The sequence below is a fragment of the Hyalangium sp. genome (assembly GCF_035629615.1).
GTDB lineage: Bacteria > Myxococcota > Myxococcia > Myxococcales > Myxococcaceae > Hyalangium.
In genome coordinates, this window is sequence record NZ_DASPHO010000641.1 from 1 (window position 1) to 15960 (window position 15960).

Here is a 15960-nt window from a genome sequence, read left to right on the forward strand (position 1 = left end):
GCCTGCCTGACGAACCTGGGCCCCGATGCCGTCTGCCAGATGACCGAGGCGGGCATGGCGCTCTTCAACCTCACCCACTTCCAGCGCAGTGGGGTCACCTACCACCTGATTGCCGGCAACGCTCCCATGTGGACGACGACGAAGGTGTGCTTCAAGATCGCTGGCAGGAATATCTGTCCGCCCTCCATCCCCTGGCCAGATCTGACCTTCCGCAACGCCGCGGGCTGGGCCCTGGGCGCCGTAATCTTCGCCCCGAACGATGGCCTCATCACCACGGGCAGCGCCATGGGAATTCCAGGGCCCATGATTGACAAATACGTCACGCGCGAGGTGCATACGACAGCGCTGGGAAATCGCGATTATCACCACTGGGATAGCGGCCTTTCGCAGGAAGGGTTCGGCGAGTGCTCGAAGCGCATCCTCATTGATCGCAACGCGGTGGCGTGCGGCTGGCTCAGTGGGTACGAGGTGTCCGCCGCGCGCAAGACGTCGAACCCGAAGGGACTGCAATCCTCCTTCGAGCAGGCGTCTCCGCCGGAGCTCAATCAGTCCTCGCGCATGGATGAGGGGATCCTTCACGCCGGGGAGCGCAGGGAGCGGCTGATCTTCATTGAAGGGGGCGCGACCACGTTCTTCGCCTCGTGGGAGCAGGGCAAGGTCCACGTCACGCTGATCGATCCCACAGGCAAGGTGATCGACCCTGCCTATGCTGCTTCAATCCAAGGCGACCCCAACGATCCCGACAGCGAAGAGGTGGCGGAGCTGGATCCGGACATCGTCGTCTACTCCGCTGCTCCGACGAGCGCGGCGTACTACTTCCCCGCGGCGCGCCCGGGGACCTGGCAGCTCGTGCTCGAGGGAGACAGCGACGTTCCCGAGGAGGGCACTTCCTTCAAGGGCGCAGCCTCGTTCGACAGTCCCCTCGTGACCGGGTTCTCCAGCGATCGTTCCTCCTATGATCCCGGTGGCGAGGCTCAGCTGAGCATGAGCCTCTCCCAGCCAATTCAGGCGGCGGAGGTCCAGGTGACGGTGCGTCTCACCGGGGGTGCTTCGGAGAGCGTGTTGCTACAGCAGACCAGCGCCACCGAGTACACGGGCCGCTACAGGATTCCCGATGCGTCCGGATACGCCGCCTTCGATTGGTCCGTCACGGGTCAGCGCTCGGACGGAGTCGCCTTCGAACGGGGTGGACGGAAGCTCTTCCAGATCCACTCCACGGCGGTGCACCTGGGCCACGAGCACACGGATCGCGCCATCCCGCGTGAGGATGTCCCGTCGCTGAACAGCGCACTGGCGGTCACTCTGGAGGTTCAGTCCGACTATGGGGATGGCAATCTCGGTGTCTTCGCCGAGCTGACAGCCGCGGATGGGAGCGTCGTCTCGAGGACCGTGAGCTCCGCGCCAGCTCACGTGGGCGTCAACCAGGTCGAGTTGCGCTTCCGCGCGGAGGAGATCTACCGGTCGAGGGCGGACGGGCCCTACACCCTCCGGAACGTGCGGCTCCTGGATGAGCGGCATGCTCCGCTGCTGAGCCAGGAGATCGCGCTGGCCCATACGACGCAGGCCTACTCGTATCTCAGCTTTGCCCCCACGCTTGGGACACCGGCCGTGTTCCTCGAAGGTCCGTTCCGCGTCAATGCCGGTGAGACCCTGCAGCTGACGGCGACGGGGATCGATCCAGAGGGAGATCCGCTCAGCTACACGTGGGATCTCGATGCCGATGGGAGTTTCGAGAGCTCGGGACAGTCGGTGCCGTTCACGACGTCAATCCAGGATCCCGCTGGGCTCCGGACAGTCGGAGTGAGGGTAGTCGATCCGGAGGGGAATATGGCTGTCGTTAAGACCCAGGTCGAGGTGGCCCGTGGGCGCACGAACCGGCCGCCAGTGGCGCGATGCCATGATGTGACGGTGCCGGCGGATCCGGTGTGCGGGGCGACGGACTCCGTGGATGACGGCTCGTACGATCCAGACGTGGGGGATACCTTCAGGTGTGTGCGGACCTCCGGGGAGCCTGACTCGACGGGATCGCGGCGGGTGACGCTGACTTGCACGGACGCCGCAGGCCTGTCGTCCTCGTGCGAGGCGACGGTGACAGTGAAGGAGTGGGGGCCGCTCACGCTGGCGCTCAACGGGGACAGCGAGATGACGCTCGAGTGCGGTGTGGACACCTGGAGTGATCCTGGCGCACAGGCGTGGGACGCGTGCGGAGCTCTCGAGGTGCACCGGTACAATTCGGGACAGGATTCGTATGGGCCGGGCCCCAACGTGCGCGCCGAGGGGACCTACTCGGTCCAGTACATCGCCTGGAGTACCACGGGGCAGACGGTGAGCGCCCTCCGGACGGTGCACGTAGACGACCGGACCGCTCCGACACTGAGCTTGAAGGGGCCTGATCACATGGCGCATCAGTGCGGCAGCGTGTGGGTGGACCCAGGGGTGGAGGCAACGGATGCGTGCTACGGCGACGTGTCGCCCACGGTGGTGCAAGCAGGGGACTATGTGAATGGCTGGGTGCAGGGCGTGTACGCCGTGCGGTACCTGCTGACGGACAGCGGAGGCAACAGCGCTCCGTCTGTCACCCGGACTGTGGAGGTGGTGGACTGCCCCTGGTGAGGCGCTGTCAGGCTTGCAGAAGTGCTAACCATGGATTCGGCCAAAGGATCTGGCCGAATCCATGTCCCAAGTAGACAGTGGTTACTTTCGGGCGCGCCAGTGCTAGTTTCCCCGAGAGGAGAACCACTCCATGGCCGCCCGGAAGAAGACGAGCTCGCAGCCCAAGCCCAGCTACCACCATGGAGATCTGCGCCGCGCCCTTATCGATGCATCCCTGGGCCTGATCGCCGAGGAGGGGTTCAGCGCGCTCTCCCTGCGGGAGGTGGCCAAGCGGGCCGGCGTCACGCACGCCGCGCCCTACCGTCACTTCGCGGACAAGGAGGCCCTGCTGGCGGCCGTGGCAGAGGAGGGCTTTCGCACCATGGCCGAGCAGATGCGCCAGCGCATGGACGAGGAGAGCAGCCCCGTCGAGCGCTTGCACGCCTGTGGGGTGGCCTACGTCCTGTTCGCCGTCCAGAACCCCTCGCACTTCCGAGTCATGTTCGGGCCGCACTTCACCCGGAAGGGCGAGCACCAGGGGCTGGCCACCGAGGGCGGCCATTCCTTCGGGCTGCTCATGCAGTGCCTCGTCCAGGGCCAGCAGGCAGGCCTGCTGCGCGGGGGAGACCCCTTGCCCCTGGGACTGGCCGCCTGGTCCCTCGTGCACGGCCTGGCCTCGCTGCTGGTGGATGGGGTGCTCCAGCGGGCCGGAAACTCGACCATGAGCCCGGAGGAACTTGCCCTCTTCCAGACCCGGCTGCTGGTCGAAGGGCTCCTTCTCCCTGCTCAGAACGGTTGACCGGGCACGGGGCTGGACTACGGTCCTGTCCGCTATGTCTCAGCGCCAACTGGAACTGACCGTGCCGCGCGTCCGCGCCCGGGAGCTGGGGCTGCCCCTGGGCCGCTTCAAGCCCGGCAGGTACAACGCCATCACCGACGTGGAGGGCGTGCTCGTCGGCCACTGTACCCTCATCCGGGGAGAGGGCCCGCTGAGGCCCGGCCACGGCCCCGTGCGCACCGGCGTCACCGCCATCCTGCCCAACAACGGCAACATCTTCATGGAGCGGATGAACGGCGGCGGCTTCGTGCTCAACGGCGCCGGCGAGGTGTCCGGCATGACGCAGCTCATGGAGTGGGGCCTGATGGAGACGCCCCTCATGCTCACCAACACCATGGCGGTGGGCGCCGTGTCGGACGGGGTGGCCCGCTACCTGGTGGATCGCTACCCCGGCATCGGCGACGAGCACGACGTCATCATCCCCATCGTCGGCGAGTGCGACGACAGCTGGCTCAATGACATCTCCGGCCGGCACGTGCGCGATCAGCACGTGCTGGAGGCCATCCAGAACGCGAAGTCCGGCCCGGTGGCCGAGGGCAACGTGGGCGGCGGCACCGGCATGGTGACGTGCGACTTCAAGGGCGGCATCGGCACCTCCTCGCGCAAGCTGCCCGAGGCCCTGGGGGGCTACACCCTGGGTGTGCTGGTGATGTCCAACTTCGGGAAGATGCACAACCTGAGGGTGGGCGGCCTGCCGGTAGGCGAGGTGCTGGCCGAGAAGTTCAAGGAGGTGCGCAAGCGCGGGCAGACCTACGGCTCCATCATCGCCGTGGTGGCCACGGACGCCCCCCTGCTCAGCCACCAGATCAACCGCCTGTGCAAGCGCGTGTCACTGGGCATCGGCCGGGTGGGCAGCTACGCGGCGCACGGCTCCGGGGAGATCATCGTCGGCTTCTCCACCGCCAACATCATCCCCCGGCGCACCCAGAAGATGGTCTACAAGCTGAAGATCCTCCTGGATCAGCGGCTGGACCCGCTCTACGAGGCCGTCATGGAGGCCACCGAGGAGGCCATCCTCAACTCCATGTGCATGGCCGAGCCCATGAAGGGCGTGAACGACAACTACTGCCCGGCGCTGCCGCTGGACGAGGTGCGGCGCTTCGTGGACGCGTGCCGCCCCATCTTCGCCTCGGTGAAGAAGCGCCCCCAGCAGAGCAGCGCCCCGGCCTCCCGCGAGAAGCCCCAGGACGCTGACAAGGAGGGCGAGGTGCGCCTGGCCGAGGCCCTGCCCACCGACGTCCGGGGGGCCGAGGGCATCCCCTATCCGACACGGCCCGCCCCGGATGAAGCAGAGGGTTCCTCTCCCGGGGGGTCTTCTGATACGTAGCGCTCCCTTTTCCTCACCTCACCCAGGAGTCACTTGAATGGCCCGTAGCAAGAGCAAGCACCGCCGCGTGCAGATGAAGAACCGTCAGGCGTGGAGAAAGCGCATGAAGAAGCAGAAGGCCGCCGCCAAGGAAGGCACCAAGAAGAAGTAGGCCTTGCCTCCTGGCTCACGGCTGCCGCTGCTGGGCGGCCGTGTAGGCCCGGAGGATGGAGCAGCGGCGCGTCCCCTGGGCCGAGCCCCGGGCGTAGGTGCCCGTGAACGAGCCGGAGATCCCTCCCGTGCCGCCGTCCGTGCGTGCCGGGGTGTAGCGCCCGCTCACGCTGTACTGGGTGCTGCCCCCGTCCAGCGCCGCCTGCGTCCCCAGCAGGCTGAAGTCGAAGGTCTGGTACACAGTCCCCTGCAGCTCCACCCCCTCCAGGGTGGCGGTGAGCCCTGCTCCCGCGCGCTGGATGTCCAGCGGGCCTTGCGGCAGCGTCACCCCCAGCGAGGCGCAGTCGGCCGGTATCGCACCTTCCGCGAACTCCAGCGCGTAGCGGCCCTCCATGGAGGGGCAGGTGCTGCAGGGCGAGCCGTTGTCGCCGCACCCGGCGGCAAGGGCCGCGGTGGTGCTCGCGAGCGTGGCGGCGATCATCCAGAAGCGTCCAGAAGTCATTGTTCGTCTCCTCATGCCCGCGGGGCTGCCGACAGAGCTTCGCTCCGCGCTCCTCTGATGCGGCGCGTCTCGCAAGCTCTCTTACACGTAGTGATTCAGATCATTGGAAATCAGGGCCGCAAGCAGGGTTGCTCCATGGGGTGGACAGCGCTCGATCTCCACTCCCGGTACAATCGCCAGGGCTACATCAACCGAGAGCGGCTCGTATCTGAACACCTCTTGGATGATGCTCTCAATTGTTGCGGCCCCCTCTGCCACCTCTTGAGGCTGCTGCTGTAACAATACCTCGGGATCGTGCCCCAATCCGTTTAGCCCATAGCAAAAGTAAACCGGGGCGAGCACACTCACGCACCCTACGGCAATATATGGCGTTCCTTCGCGCAGCAGTGCCACTCTCCAGGATTGATGCATGTAAGGCACGGTCAATTCACGGACCCGGTAGGGCGGGGAGGCACGTTCTCGCAGAAGTGCCAAAACTCGTTGCCATGGCTCCTTGTTCTGCAGTGCGTGTCGCCACGCCTCGCGGGCACGGCCATATTCAGGGGTCTCGGTATAACGTTCATCCCACGGGCCGATGCCCAAAGGATAAAATTGCTGCGCGGTCGCAATCAGAGAGGCAAGAGAAGGGATTGTCATTGGCCGTCCGGCGACACGGGATTGACTGGTATGTCATGAATACAGGTGCTGTTCACGCGGGAGCCAGGAATGCCGGCCTTGAGTAGGCGATTGTACTCTCCCACAAAGGTGTCACATAGGACGGCGGACATCGAATCGGGTGAGGCCTTCGAGAGCACAGAATAGGCAGCTTGATTGGCTGCTGTAGCTCCTGCTGCCTGCGCATGTTCAAGGGTGATGTAGCGCGGCGGAGGGGCCTCTGGGCGAAGCCGGAGCGGCGTGCCTACCGTGAATGTACACCGGATGGTGATATCCGTGTTTCCGTGCGTGAACGCAGCACGCAGACATACTGCTCGCCAGCCTCCATCAACATCCACAGGAACAATCTGTCTAAACTCAAACTTCCTGGGCGTTACGAAGCCATGGACCCAATTGGGGCCCGCGCCACACAGACCGCAGACCATCGCCAGACCCAAGATATACTTCGTACACTTCATCATGGGTCCTCCAGAGCAGCTTTGTCGCGGAAAGTGGCTTTGTCGAGGAAACGGCTCTTGAATCCATCATTGCACATTGCGGCCGGGCTGGCGTCCAGAAGTCATTGTTCGTCTCCTCTGAGGGGGTGTCGGGACTTCCCCGAGATAGGGGCCATTCCTACGTTGATCTCGGCGCGTGGGGGCCGTGGGCCCAAGGGTGGTGGGGAGTGTCGGCGGCGGACTCGAAGCGGTGGTCCAATTTCGTCTTTGCGGGGTTGTTTGCCCTCGCAATCATTCTCTTCTCCCGCATCTTGCTGCCGTTCGTGATGCCGGTGCTGCTGGGCGGCTTCCTGGTCGTCCTCTTCTTACCGATCCAGGACTTCCTGCGTCGGCGGCTGAAGGGACACGGGGCGCTGTGCGCCGCCCTGTCCACCCTGGCCGTCTTCCTCCTCATCCTGCTGCCGCTGGCCGGGGTGGGGTGGCTGGTGGGGCGTGAGCTGCTCCAGCTGGCGACGAACCTGCCCTCCGTCCTTGAGCGCGTGGACGTGCGCCAGGAGCTCCTCTCCAACCTTCCGGCCGGGCTGAGCCGCTATGTGAGCACGGAGACGGTGGGCTCGGAGCTGGAGCGGGCGCTGGTGTCGGGCGCCACCGCGAGCGCCACGGTGCTGCGGCACGCGGTAGGCGTGGGCTCGGCCTTCGTGGTCAACCTGTTCCTCATGACCGTGGCCATGTACTACTTCTTCCTGGACGGGCGCCGCCTGTACGCGGAGGCCATCCGCCTGGTCCCCCTGGACAAGCGCTACATCCAGGGCTTCTCGCGCGACTTCGTGGACGTGGCCTATGCCATCGTTTACGGCAACACCGTCACCGCCCTCATCCAGGGCGCCGTCGGCCTGGTCGGGCTGCTCATTGCCGACGTGCCCCACGCGGGCGTGTGGGGGGCTGCCATGGTGATCGCCGCGCTGGTGCCCGTGGTGGGCACGGGCCTGGTCTGGGTCCCCATCAGCATCCTGTTGGCCCTGTCGGGCAAGGTAGGTGAGGGGCTCTTCCTGGCGGGTTGGGGTGCGCTGGTGGTGGGCACTGCCGACAACTTCATCCGGCCCCGGCTGTGCGGCTCTCGCATGGCGCTGCACCCGCTGCTCGTCTTCCTCTCCATGTTCGGAGGGGTGGCGGTGTTCGGGATGATGGGGATGCTGGTGGGGCCGCTGATCGCCTCGCTCTTCATGGCCATGGTGCGCATCTACCGGCGTGACTTCCTGGGCATCACCCAGCCGGTGCTCGTCGAGCCCCCGGTCGAGCCGCCCGCGCCGGCGACGCCCTCCGTCCTCGAGGTCCAGCCCACCTTGTCCGCGTCCTCCGCGGAGACGTGATGCCTGTGGTTGTGGACATCGTGCGGACGGTGGGTGAACCTCCCCACCTGGATGAGGTCTTCGGGACGATGGATGAGTCGGTGGGGCGTACTGCTCGCCCTGCCACTGGTGCTGACCGCGCAGGTGGCGCTGGCCCAGAAGGCGACGCAGCCGCGGGTGGTGCTCCTCGACTTCGAGGGGGACCGCCGTGACGCGGTGCGTACGCAGCTGGAGAATGCCCTCAAGAAGAACAAGCAGGTAGAGGTGGTTCCGCTCAAGCAGTACACGAGCGCCGCCAGCAAGGCGGGCCTGAAGGGTGCGGCCTCCCGTTCACCCGAGGGGGTGGCGCAGGTGGCCGCCGGGCTCGGGCTCGACGCGGTGGTGACAGGCAAGGCGGGGCGCACCCTGTCCCTGCAGATCCTGGGCGCCAGCGGCCAGGAGCTATGGACGAAGAGCGTGAAGCTCCAGCGCGGGAAGCTGCCAGCAAGCGAGGTGCGGAAGCTAGCTGCGGGAATTGCGACCACGGCCGCGACGCCTCCTCCGCCGGTGGTGCCTCCAGTCGATCCGCCCCCGCCCGAGCCGCCCGCGCAGCCTTCCCCGCCAGAGCCCTCCCCACCTGCCACCGCGACGCCCCCGGAGACGGGGAAGCCGCCCCCGGCTGAAGGAACGCCGCCGCCTGCCACGCCCCCTCCGGCCGAGACTCCGGGTGTCTCCGCCGCTCCGAAGCCGCCTGCGGAGCCGCTGGAGCTTCCCACGTCTCTGGAAGACGAGTCGCACACCTCCACGAAGGTGTTCGACGAGTACGCCACGCGCGCCGAGCTGGAGGCCAAGGATCGGTACCGGCACCCGCCCATGGTCTCCCTCTTCCTGGGAGGCAGCACGACCTGGCGCAGCTACTGCGCGCGGCCGGGCGTCTCCTCGTGCGGCGAGTTCGATCGTCGGCCCGAGGAGGAGCGGACCGGGGACACGATCGACTTCAAGTCCGGGGTGCCCTACCTGGGGCTGGTGGGGCAGGTCGAGGTGTTGCCGCTGGCGCGCACGGAGAAGCCGTGGCGCGGCGTGGGCCTGCTGGTGGGCTACCAGCGGGGCTACTCGGAGACGCGGGTGAAGGTGACGACGCAGACGGGCGAGACGCCGACGCGCAGCGTGGTGGCCACCGACTCGGTCCTCACCGCCATGCTCTTGTACCGCTACTACTTCAACCTGGGGACGGACTCTCGGCCGCGGCTCGGGTACGCGGGCTTCCGAGGGGGCCTGCTGAGCCGGGAGTTCGAGGTGGATCAGCAGGCCCGGGCCCCGCTGACGGGCTCGCACCGGCTGCACCCCGCGGCGGGGCTGGAGTTCTCCGTGCCGCTGCGGCACTGGCTGCGCGTGGAGGGCGGAGGGCAGTTCTTCATCGGCCCCAAGGCGGGCACGAGCCTCACCGCCGATCAGGGCGAGCTGGAGCTGGAGGTGAGGGATCTGGGCGCGGAGGTGTCCAGCTTCGGCTGGTTCGGTGAGCTGGGCCTGGCGGGCGAGGTGTGGGGCCCGCTGGGGTACTCGGTGCGCGCCCGGTACACGTCGGTGAAGGACACCTTCACCGGCAGCGGCGCTCGGTTCGGCTGGGAGCAGGGCGGGGTGGCCTCGGAGCAGCACATCGACGTGCGCTGGGGATTGACTGCGTCGTTCTGAGCACCGCGCCGCCAGGGCCCGAGGGCTCCCCGCGGTGCGATGGCACTGTCACGAACCGGGCGCAGGAGGGCCGGGCCGAGGGAGCCGCCACTCCGGACTTGTGAGGCGCGGACGGGTGTGGAAAGTCCCGCCCCATGCCTGCTCCCGTCCTGAACTCCTGTCGCCGTCAGCGTCTCCACGCCACCGTGGCGCTGATGCTCCTGTGTGCTCTGGCGTTGTCCGCATGTGCCACCGCGCTGCCCGAGCGGGGCAAGGTGGTGATGCGCGATGTGAGCTTCCCCCTCAGGGACTTCCGTCTCCCGTCGGGGCTGCGGGTGGTGGTGGAGGAGGACCGGCGCTCACCGGTGGTGGCTGTGGTGGCGGTGGTGGGCGTGGGTGGCTCGCATGATCCCGTGGGCAAGGAGGGCCTGGCGCACGTGGTGGAGCACCTGGCCTTCCGCGCGCGGCACTCGGGCGGCCCGTCGGTGTGGACGCGGCTGGAGCAGGTGGGGGCCGGCCGCTTCAACGCCTTCACGAGCCTGGATCACACCGCCTACGAGACGCTCGTGCCGCGCGAGGCGCTGCCGGCGCTGCTGAAGCTCGAGTCACAGCGGCTGGCCGCACCGCTCGCGGGCATTACCGAGCAGGTGTTCGCGGTGGAGCGCGAGGTGGTGCGCAACGAGCTGCGCCAGCGCAACGAGACGGGCTTCATCGGCCAGATCTTCCACTGGGTGCAGGAGACGTCCTTCCCCGCCGGGCACCCCTACGCGCGGCCCGTCATCGGCAGCCATGACTCGCTCACGCAGCTCACCCTGGCGGACGCCCAGCGCTTCGTGCGCAAGAACTACCAGCCGGAGAATGTGACGATGGTCATCACCGGCGACGTGGATCTGGTGGCCATGGAGGCGCTGCTGAAGGAGAGCCTGCCCGAGACGTGGCATGGCGAGGGCCTGCCGTTGGCGGTGAGCCCACGGCTGCCGCAGCCGGCCCCCGAGCCGCCGCTCGCGCCGAAGGCCGCGAAGCTGGTGACGCACGAGGCCGCGGTTCCGTCGCCCGAGCTGTACCTGACATGGGTGCTGCCGCGCGGCTTCGATGAGGCGAGCGCGGTGCACGACTTCGTGCAAGCCAGCCTCTCCTCGGTGCTCTTCCGCGCGATGATGACCGATGGTGACATCGCGGGCATGTCCACGGAGCTCATCCCCGGCACGCGGGCCTCGCTGCTGCTGGTCCGGGTACCGCTCAACACGGGAGCCCATCCGGAGAAGTCAGCCGAGAAGGTGCTGGATCAGGTGTTCCAGATCTGGGACTCGGGCGGAGGGGCGGGGAATGTGCTGGAGCGCCAGCTCGCCTTCCAGAGGATGCAGCGCAGCGTCGTCATCGGCATGGCGCTGGAGAGTGAGGATCTCCTGGCGCGTGCGGTGCGCCGGGCCGAGCTGACCCACTTCTCGCTGGACGCGCGAGCCTATGGCCGCACCCAGACGGCGCTGGCGGCATTGGACGGCTCCAAGGTGACGGACTTCGCCTACCAGTGGCTGCAGCGCGACCGGGCCCGTGTCCTCCTGGTGAAGCCTGGGGAGAACGGGGTGCCGGCGTTGACCTCCTCCACGGGCCTGCCGCCGGACGAGGCGGTGGTGGCAGGGCCTCAGGGGCCCCTGCCCGCGGCGCTCACGGGCTCCGCGCCGATCACCTCGGTGCGCCTGGGCAATGGCGTGGAGGTGGTGCTGGCGCCTCGGCCGGGACTGCCGCTGGTGAGCGTGGGGGTCGCGCTGGGCGGCGGTGAGGTGAGCGGCAAGCGGGGCGTGGCGGAGCTGGCCGAGTGGGTGTCCTTCCGCAGGTCCGACTTCCAGGGGCAGCCCGGCGACTTTGGCCTGCGCAGCTCGCGTCAGCTCTACCGCGATCACCTGCGCTACGGGATGGCGGGCGCGGCGGGCAACGTGGGCAACATGCTGGCGATCCTCGGGGAGGAGCTGTCCAGCATGGGCACCGAGTACGACATCCTGCGCATCTTCGCCGAGAACGTGCTCCCCTGGCGCAAGGCGGTGGATGCCTATCCCGAGGTGCGGGCGCAGCGGGCGCTGCTGCGGGCGCTCTATGGCGAGCATGCTTATGGCCATGTGGTGACGGCCGAGGAAGTGGGGCAGGCGACGCAGTCGGAGGTGGAGGGGTGGCTCTCCCAGGTGCATCGCCCCTCCAACGCGGTGGTGGTGATCGCCGGCGAGTTCGATCCGCAGCAGGTGATGCCGCTGGTGCACCAGTACCTGGGGGGCTGGGGTGGAAAGGGCGCGGCGATGGAGGCTCCCGCGGCACCTGCGCTGCCGAGTCCCTCCGCACGGCCGGAGGTGCTCGTCACTCCACGCCCCGGCGCGACGCAGGGGCACGTGCAGCTGGCCTGCCGGCTGCAAGAGGCGACGCCCGAGGCGGCGGCGCGCTACGCGCTGATGGCGGCGGTGCTGCGGGCGCGCATGTGGCACCAGGTTCGCGAGCAGATGGGGGCCACGTACGGTTTCTACACGCAGGTGTCGATGGCGCGCGGCGGTGCTGCCCACCTGTTGATGGAGGGAGTGGTGGACGCCGCGCAGCTCGGGCCGTCCATGGCGGCGGCGCGCGCGGCGCTGATGGCCTATGCCATGGAGGGAGTGCCGGCGGCGGAGGTGGAGAGCGCACGGAGCCGGCTCCTCGGGGAGCAGGCTGTGGCGCTGACGTCGTCCAGGGACTGGGTGTCGGCGCTGCTGAACGCGCGGGTGCTGGGCTGGGACGCGGAGGCCGTCACCCGGCGGCCCGCGCTCCTGCAGGCGGTCACTTCGGCAGAGCTGCAGAAGCAGTTCGCCGCCTGTGCCGAGCGGCTCGTGGTGGGCATCGTCGGGGATGAGGGGCAGGCGCGGACAGCAACGCAGTCCGCCTTCCCGTGACCAGAGCAGCGCTCGCCCGTTTTGTCCTATGGTGACTCCCGAAGGAGCCTGCCGCCTGGAGAGGATCGGAGGTGGGCTCTGGGAGCGCCATGGGATTGACGGAAGGCTGTGTCTACGTGAATGGAGCCTTCGTCCCGCCGGCCCAGGCCACCGTGCCGGCGTTCGATCACGGCTACCTCTACGGCGATGGGCTCTTCGAGACCCTGCGGACCTATGGAGGTGTGCCTCTCCACCTGGACGAGCACCTCGCGCGGCTGGAAGCAGGGCTGTCGGAGCTGGCCATCCACGGCGCTCCTCCGGCGCGCGAGCTGCGAGCCACGGTGCTGGAGACGCTCGCCCGTGCGCAGCTGCCCGAGGCCTACCTCCGCATCACCGTCACTCGGGGTGTGAGCAGTCGTGGCCTGGATCCCGCGGGCTGTGACACGCCTACGGTGCTGATCGCGGCGCTGCCGCTGCGTACCTATCCCGCGACTCACTACACGGACGGCATCGCCGCCACTGTGCTCTGGGCCCGCCCCACCCAGGTCCACCCTCCGCCTACGCTCAAGTCCACCAGCTACCAGCACACGGTCATGGCGCGCCTGGCGCTCACCCGTCGCGGCGTCCAAGAGGGCTTCTTCGTCGACGAGTCAGGCCACCTCACCGAGGGAACCGTGTCCAACGTGTTCGCGGTGACGGACGGAGCCCTCATGACTCCACCGGGGAATGTCTGTCTCCCCGGCATCACCCGAGCGGCGGTCCTCGCCATCTCCCGAGCGTCCGGTCTGCGCACCGTGGAAGAACCGCTCCCGGCTCGCTCGCTCGCGGAGGCGGAGGAGGTCTTCATTACCAGCTCACTGGCGGAGCTGGTGCCCGTGGTTCGCATCGACCAGATCCGGATTGGGGCGGGCAGGCCGGGGCCCGTGTACCAGCGCCTGCTCGACCTCTATCGCCAGCGCATCACCGCTGTGTCGCACTCAGGGAAGCAGGGATGAGCCCGCACGTCCCGCTCCACCGCAGCCTGCGGGTGCAGAGGCTCGCCACGGCCGTCACGCCATACCAGGCGCTGTCCTGCTTTACCGATCAGTCATACCTCTGCCTATTGGAGAACCCAGGCCAGCCTTCCGCGCAGGGCCGGTACTCGTTCCTGTGCGCCAATCCGTTCCTGGTGTTCCAGGCTCACGGCACCACGTGCCAGGTGGGCCCACCGGGAGATCTCCGCCCATTGCCTGGAGATCCCTCCGAGGAGCTGAAGAAGCTCCTGGCACGCTACCGCTCCGACTCGCCTCGAGAGGCCGAGGGCCTTCCCCCATTTCTCGGGGGCGCTGTGGGTTACCTCGGCTACGAGCTGCTCCACGCGCTCGAGTCCATCCCATCCCCGGGTGCAGACAGCCTGGAGATGCCTGACGCCTACCTGCTGTTCTGCGGCGCTGTGCTGGCCACAGACCACCTGGAGGGAACGAGCTGGGTGCTCGCCAACGGGTTCGGCGAAAGCCCCGAAGAGGCCTCGCGGCGGGCGGATGCAGAGCTGAAGGACGTGCTGCGGCGTCTGGCGTCGCTGCCTCCCTCGGAGCCCCGGCCAGGCGCGGCCGAGTACGTCCAGCGGCGCAAGGCCCGGCTGGCCCTCCGCCCTCGGCTGCTGGAGAACCATCTCGCCGAGAGTGGCATCCGCCCGTTCATCCCCCAGGCCCGCTACTTGGAGGCAATCCACCAGGCGTTGGAGCACATCGCCGCCGGGGATCTCTTCGAGGTCTGCCTGACGCAGCGCTTCGACGCCGAGCACACGGGCTCTGGCGAGGCGCTGTACCGCATCCTGCGCACGGTCCACGAGGCGCCCATGGCCGCCTACCTGCGCTTCCCCGAGGGAGAGCTCCTCTCCGCCTCGCCCGAGCGCTTTCTCTCACTGGATCGAGAGCGCTGGGCGGAGACGCGCCCCATCAAGGGCACGAGGCCCCGCGGCAGGACGCCCGAGGAGGACGCCGTCCTCCATCGCGAGCTGGAGACGAGCGAGAAGGATCGCGCCGAGAACCTGATGATCGTCGATCTCGCGCGGAATGACCTGGGCCGCGTCTGCGAGTTCGGCACCGTCCGGGTGCCGCGCCTCTGCGAGGTGGAGACGTACCCGATGACGCACCAGCTCGTCTCCACGGTACGCGGGCGCCTGCGTGCCGGCTTCGACGCGGTGGATCTGCTGCGCGCGGCGTTCCCCGGGGGCTCCATGACGGGGGCACCGAAGATCGAGGCGATGAAGGTCATCTCCCGGCTGGAGCCCTCCCGGCGAGGCGTGTACTCCGGGAGCATCGGCTACTTCGACTTCGATGGGGGCATGGATCTCAGCATCGTGATCCGCACGCTGCTCAAGCAGGGTGATCGCATCCGCTTCCACACCGGTGGAGCCATCGTCACGGACTCGATCCCCGAGGAGGAGTACCAGGAGACGCTCGACAAGGCGCATGGACTCGTGCTGGCCCTGGAGCTTGCCCGTGAGCGCTGAGCCAGCACCTCGCATCGTCCTCATCGATAACTACGACTCGTTCGTCTACAACCTCTACCAGGCACTCGGGGAGCTGACGGGCGTAGACGCCAAGGTGGTGCGCAACGATCGGATCCGCGTCGAGGCCATCGCCGCCGAGCAGCCCACGCACCTCATCATCTCTCCCGGGCCGGGCAACCCGGAGGATCCCGCGTGGTTCGGGATCTGCCGTGAGGTCATCCTCACGCTGGGCCGGACAGTCCCGCTGCTCGGCGTATGTCTGGGACACCAGGGCATCGGCGCGGCCTTCGGAGCCAGGGTGGTGCGCGCGCCCAAGGTGATGCACGGCAAGACGAGCCTCATCCGCCACGATGGGGAGGGCCTCTTCGCGGGCCTGGAGAGCCCGCTGGAGGTGATGCGCTACCACTCGCTCATGATCGATCCGGGTACGCTGCCGGCCTCGCTCCGCGTGACGGCCACCAGCGAGGAAGGCCTCATCATGGGCGTGGCGCACAAGGAACACCCGATCGTCGGCGTGCAGTTCCACCCGGAGTCCATTGGGACGCGGAGCGGCCTGCAGCTCCTCCACAACTTCCTCCATCACTCCAAGTGAGGGGAGGGCCCGTGTGAGGAGATAGAGTCAACTTCAGCTCCTTGGAGGAAGCCTGCCCATGCGCCGTCCTGCCACGATGCTCCTCGTCGCGCTCGCTCTGGCCGTGGTGGCCTGCGAGAAGAAGACGCAGCCCCCGCCTGCTCCCTCGACGAGCACTCCGCCCACGGAGGCCAGGGCCAACCCCCCCGCAGACTCAGAGCCCCTCCTCATTGGAGGCGTGGGCAGCCTCACGGGCAGCGAAGCCACCTTCGGCATCTCGGCTCGCAACGGCATCGAGCTGGCAATCCAGGAGGCGAACGGGGCCGGTGGGGTGAAGGGCAGGAAGCTGGCGGTGCGGGTGTATGACAGCCAGGGCAAGCCCGAGGAGGCGGCGCAGGCCGTCACGCGGCTCATCGCCCAGGACAAGGTGGCGGTGATCATCGGCGAGGCCTCCTCGTCGGTATCGATGGCGATGGCGGAGAAGGCGCAGGCCGCCGGGGTGCCGCAG

Annotated in this window: 13 protein-coding genes; 11 read left to right on the plus strand and 2 right to left on the minus strand. The window is 68.0% G+C overall.

Annotated features, from left to right (window positions below; all coding sequences use genetic code 11):
- From VD972_RS32845 to VD972_RS32860, 4 genes are all read left to right on the plus strand, one after another.
- A partial coding sequence (locus VD972_RS32845) for an immunoglobulin-like domain-containing protein (protein WP_324992741.1) occupies positions 1-2613 on the plus strand: 2613 nt, incomplete at its 5' end.
- Positions 2614-2743: 130 nt separating this feature from the next.
- Positions 2744-3391, plus strand: a complete 648-nt coding sequence (locus VD972_RS32850) for a TetR/AcrR family transcriptional regulator (protein WP_324992742.1) — start codon at positions 2744-2746, stop codon at positions 3389-3391.
- A 34-nt stretch (positions 3392-3425) separates the two neighbouring features.
- Positions 3426-4757: a P1 family peptidase gene (locus tag VD972_RS32855; protein ID WP_414654172.1), complete on the plus strand. Its 1332-nt coding sequence runs from the start codon at positions 3426-3428 to the stop codon at positions 4755-4757.
- 37 nt (positions 4758-4794) lie between these two features.
- Complete coding sequence (locus tag VD972_RS32860; protein WP_324992744.1) at positions 4795-4908, plus strand: aminopeptidase; 114 nt, start codon at positions 4795-4797, stop codon at positions 4906-4908.
- A gap of 15 nt (positions 4909-4923) precedes the next feature.
- On the opposite strand, the gene VD972_RS32865 is transcribed toward VD972_RS32860, so the two are convergent.
- Both VD972_RS32865 and VD972_RS32870 read right to left on the minus strand, forming a co-directional pair.
- Positions 4924-5409 carry a hypothetical protein gene (locus tag VD972_RS32865; protein ID WP_324992746.1) on the minus strand — a complete coding sequence of 162 codons (486 nt, stop codon included), beginning with the start codon at positions 5407-5409 and terminating at the stop codon, positions 4924-4926.
- Positions 5410-5490: 81 nt separating this feature from the next.
- Complete coding sequence (locus tag VD972_RS32870) at positions 5491-6045, minus strand: hypothetical protein (RefSeq protein WP_324992747.1); 555 nt, start codon at positions 6043-6045, stop codon at positions 5491-5493.
- A gap of 682 nt (positions 6046-6727) precedes the next feature.
- On the opposite strand from VD972_RS32870, the gene VD972_RS32875 reads away from it, so the two are divergent.
- From VD972_RS32875 to VD972_RS32905, 7 genes are all read left to right on the plus strand, one after another.
- Entirely contained in the window at positions 6728-7870 is a 1143-nt protein-coding gene (locus VD972_RS32875) for an AI-2E family transporter (RefSeq protein WP_324992748.1), read from the plus strand.
- Positions 7871-7942: 72 nt separating this feature from the next.
- A complete protein-coding gene (locus VD972_RS32880; RefSeq protein ID WP_324992749.1) occupies positions 7943-9520 on the plus strand; it encodes a hypothetical protein in 1578 nt (525 codons plus the stop codon).
- A gap of 134 nt (positions 9521-9654) precedes the next feature.
- A complete protein-coding gene (locus tag VD972_RS32885) occupies positions 9655-12408 on the plus strand; it encodes a M16 family metallopeptidase (RefSeq protein ID WP_324992750.1) in 2754 nt (917 codons plus the stop codon).
- Between the two features lie 89 nt (positions 12409-12497).
- On the plus strand, positions 12498-13382 hold the full coding sequence (locus VD972_RS32890) for an aminotransferase class IV (protein ID WP_324992751.1): 885 nt from the start codon (positions 12498-12500) through the stop codon (positions 13380-13382).
- On the plus strand, positions 13379-14881 hold the full coding sequence (pabB, locus tag VD972_RS32895) for an aminodeoxychorismate synthase component I (RefSeq protein ID WP_324992752.1): 1503 nt from the start codon (positions 13379-13381) through the stop codon (positions 14879-14881). The genes VD972_RS32890 and pabB overlap by 4 nt, the downstream gene beginning before the upstream one ends.
- Positions 14871-15473 (plus strand): aminodeoxychorismate/anthranilate synthase component II, encoded by a 603-nt coding sequence (locus tag VD972_RS32900; protein ID WP_324992753.1) that lies wholly within the window; start codon positions 14871-14873, stop codon positions 15471-15473. Before pabB ends, VD972_RS32900 begins: the two co-directional genes overlap by 11 nt.
- A gap of 58 nt (positions 15474-15531) precedes the next feature.
- Positions 15532-15960: ABC transporter substrate-binding protein (locus VD972_RS32905; RefSeq protein ID WP_324992754.1), on the plus strand; the 429-nt coding region annotated here is incomplete at its 3' end.

What these genes read in the sequence shown, in the direction of transcription:
- VD972_RS32850 (WP_324992742.1), top strand. Translation starts at nt 2,744, where the DNA reads ATGGCCGCCCGGAAGAAGACGAGCTCGCAGCCCAAGCCCAGCTACCAC.
- VD972_RS32855 (WP_414654172.1), top strand. Translation starts at nt 3,426, where the DNA reads ATGTCTCAGCGCCAACTGGAACTGACCGTGCCGCGCGTCCGCGCCCGG.
- VD972_RS32860 (WP_324992744.1), top strand. Translation starts at nt 4,795, where the DNA reads ATGGCCCGTAGCAAGAGCAAGCACCGCCGCGTGCAGATGAAGAACCGT.
- VD972_RS32865 (WP_324992746.1), bottom strand. Translation starts at nt 5,409, where the DNA reads ATGACTTCTGGACGCTTCTGGATGATCGCCGCCACGCTCGCGAGCACC.
- VD972_RS32870 (WP_324992747.1), bottom strand. Translation starts at nt 6,045, where the DNA reads ATGACAATCCCTTCTCTTGCCTCTCTGATTGCGACCGCGCAGCAATTT.
- VD972_RS32880 (WP_324992749.1), top strand. Translation starts at nt 7,943, where the DNA reads ATGAGTCGGTGGGGCGTACTGCTCGCCCTGCCACTGGTGCTGACCGCG.
- VD972_RS32885 (WP_324992750.1), top strand. Translation starts at nt 9,655, where the DNA reads ATGCCTGCTCCCGTCCTGAACTCCTGTCGCCGTCAGCGTCTCCACGCC.
- VD972_RS32890 (WP_324992751.1), top strand. Translation starts at nt 12,498, where the DNA reads ATGGGATTGACGGAAGGCTGTGTCTACGTGAATGGAGCCTTCGTCCCG.
- pabB (WP_324992752.1), top strand. Translation starts at nt 13,379, where the DNA reads ATGAGCCCGCACGTCCCGCTCCACCGCAGCCTGCGGGTGCAGAGGCTC.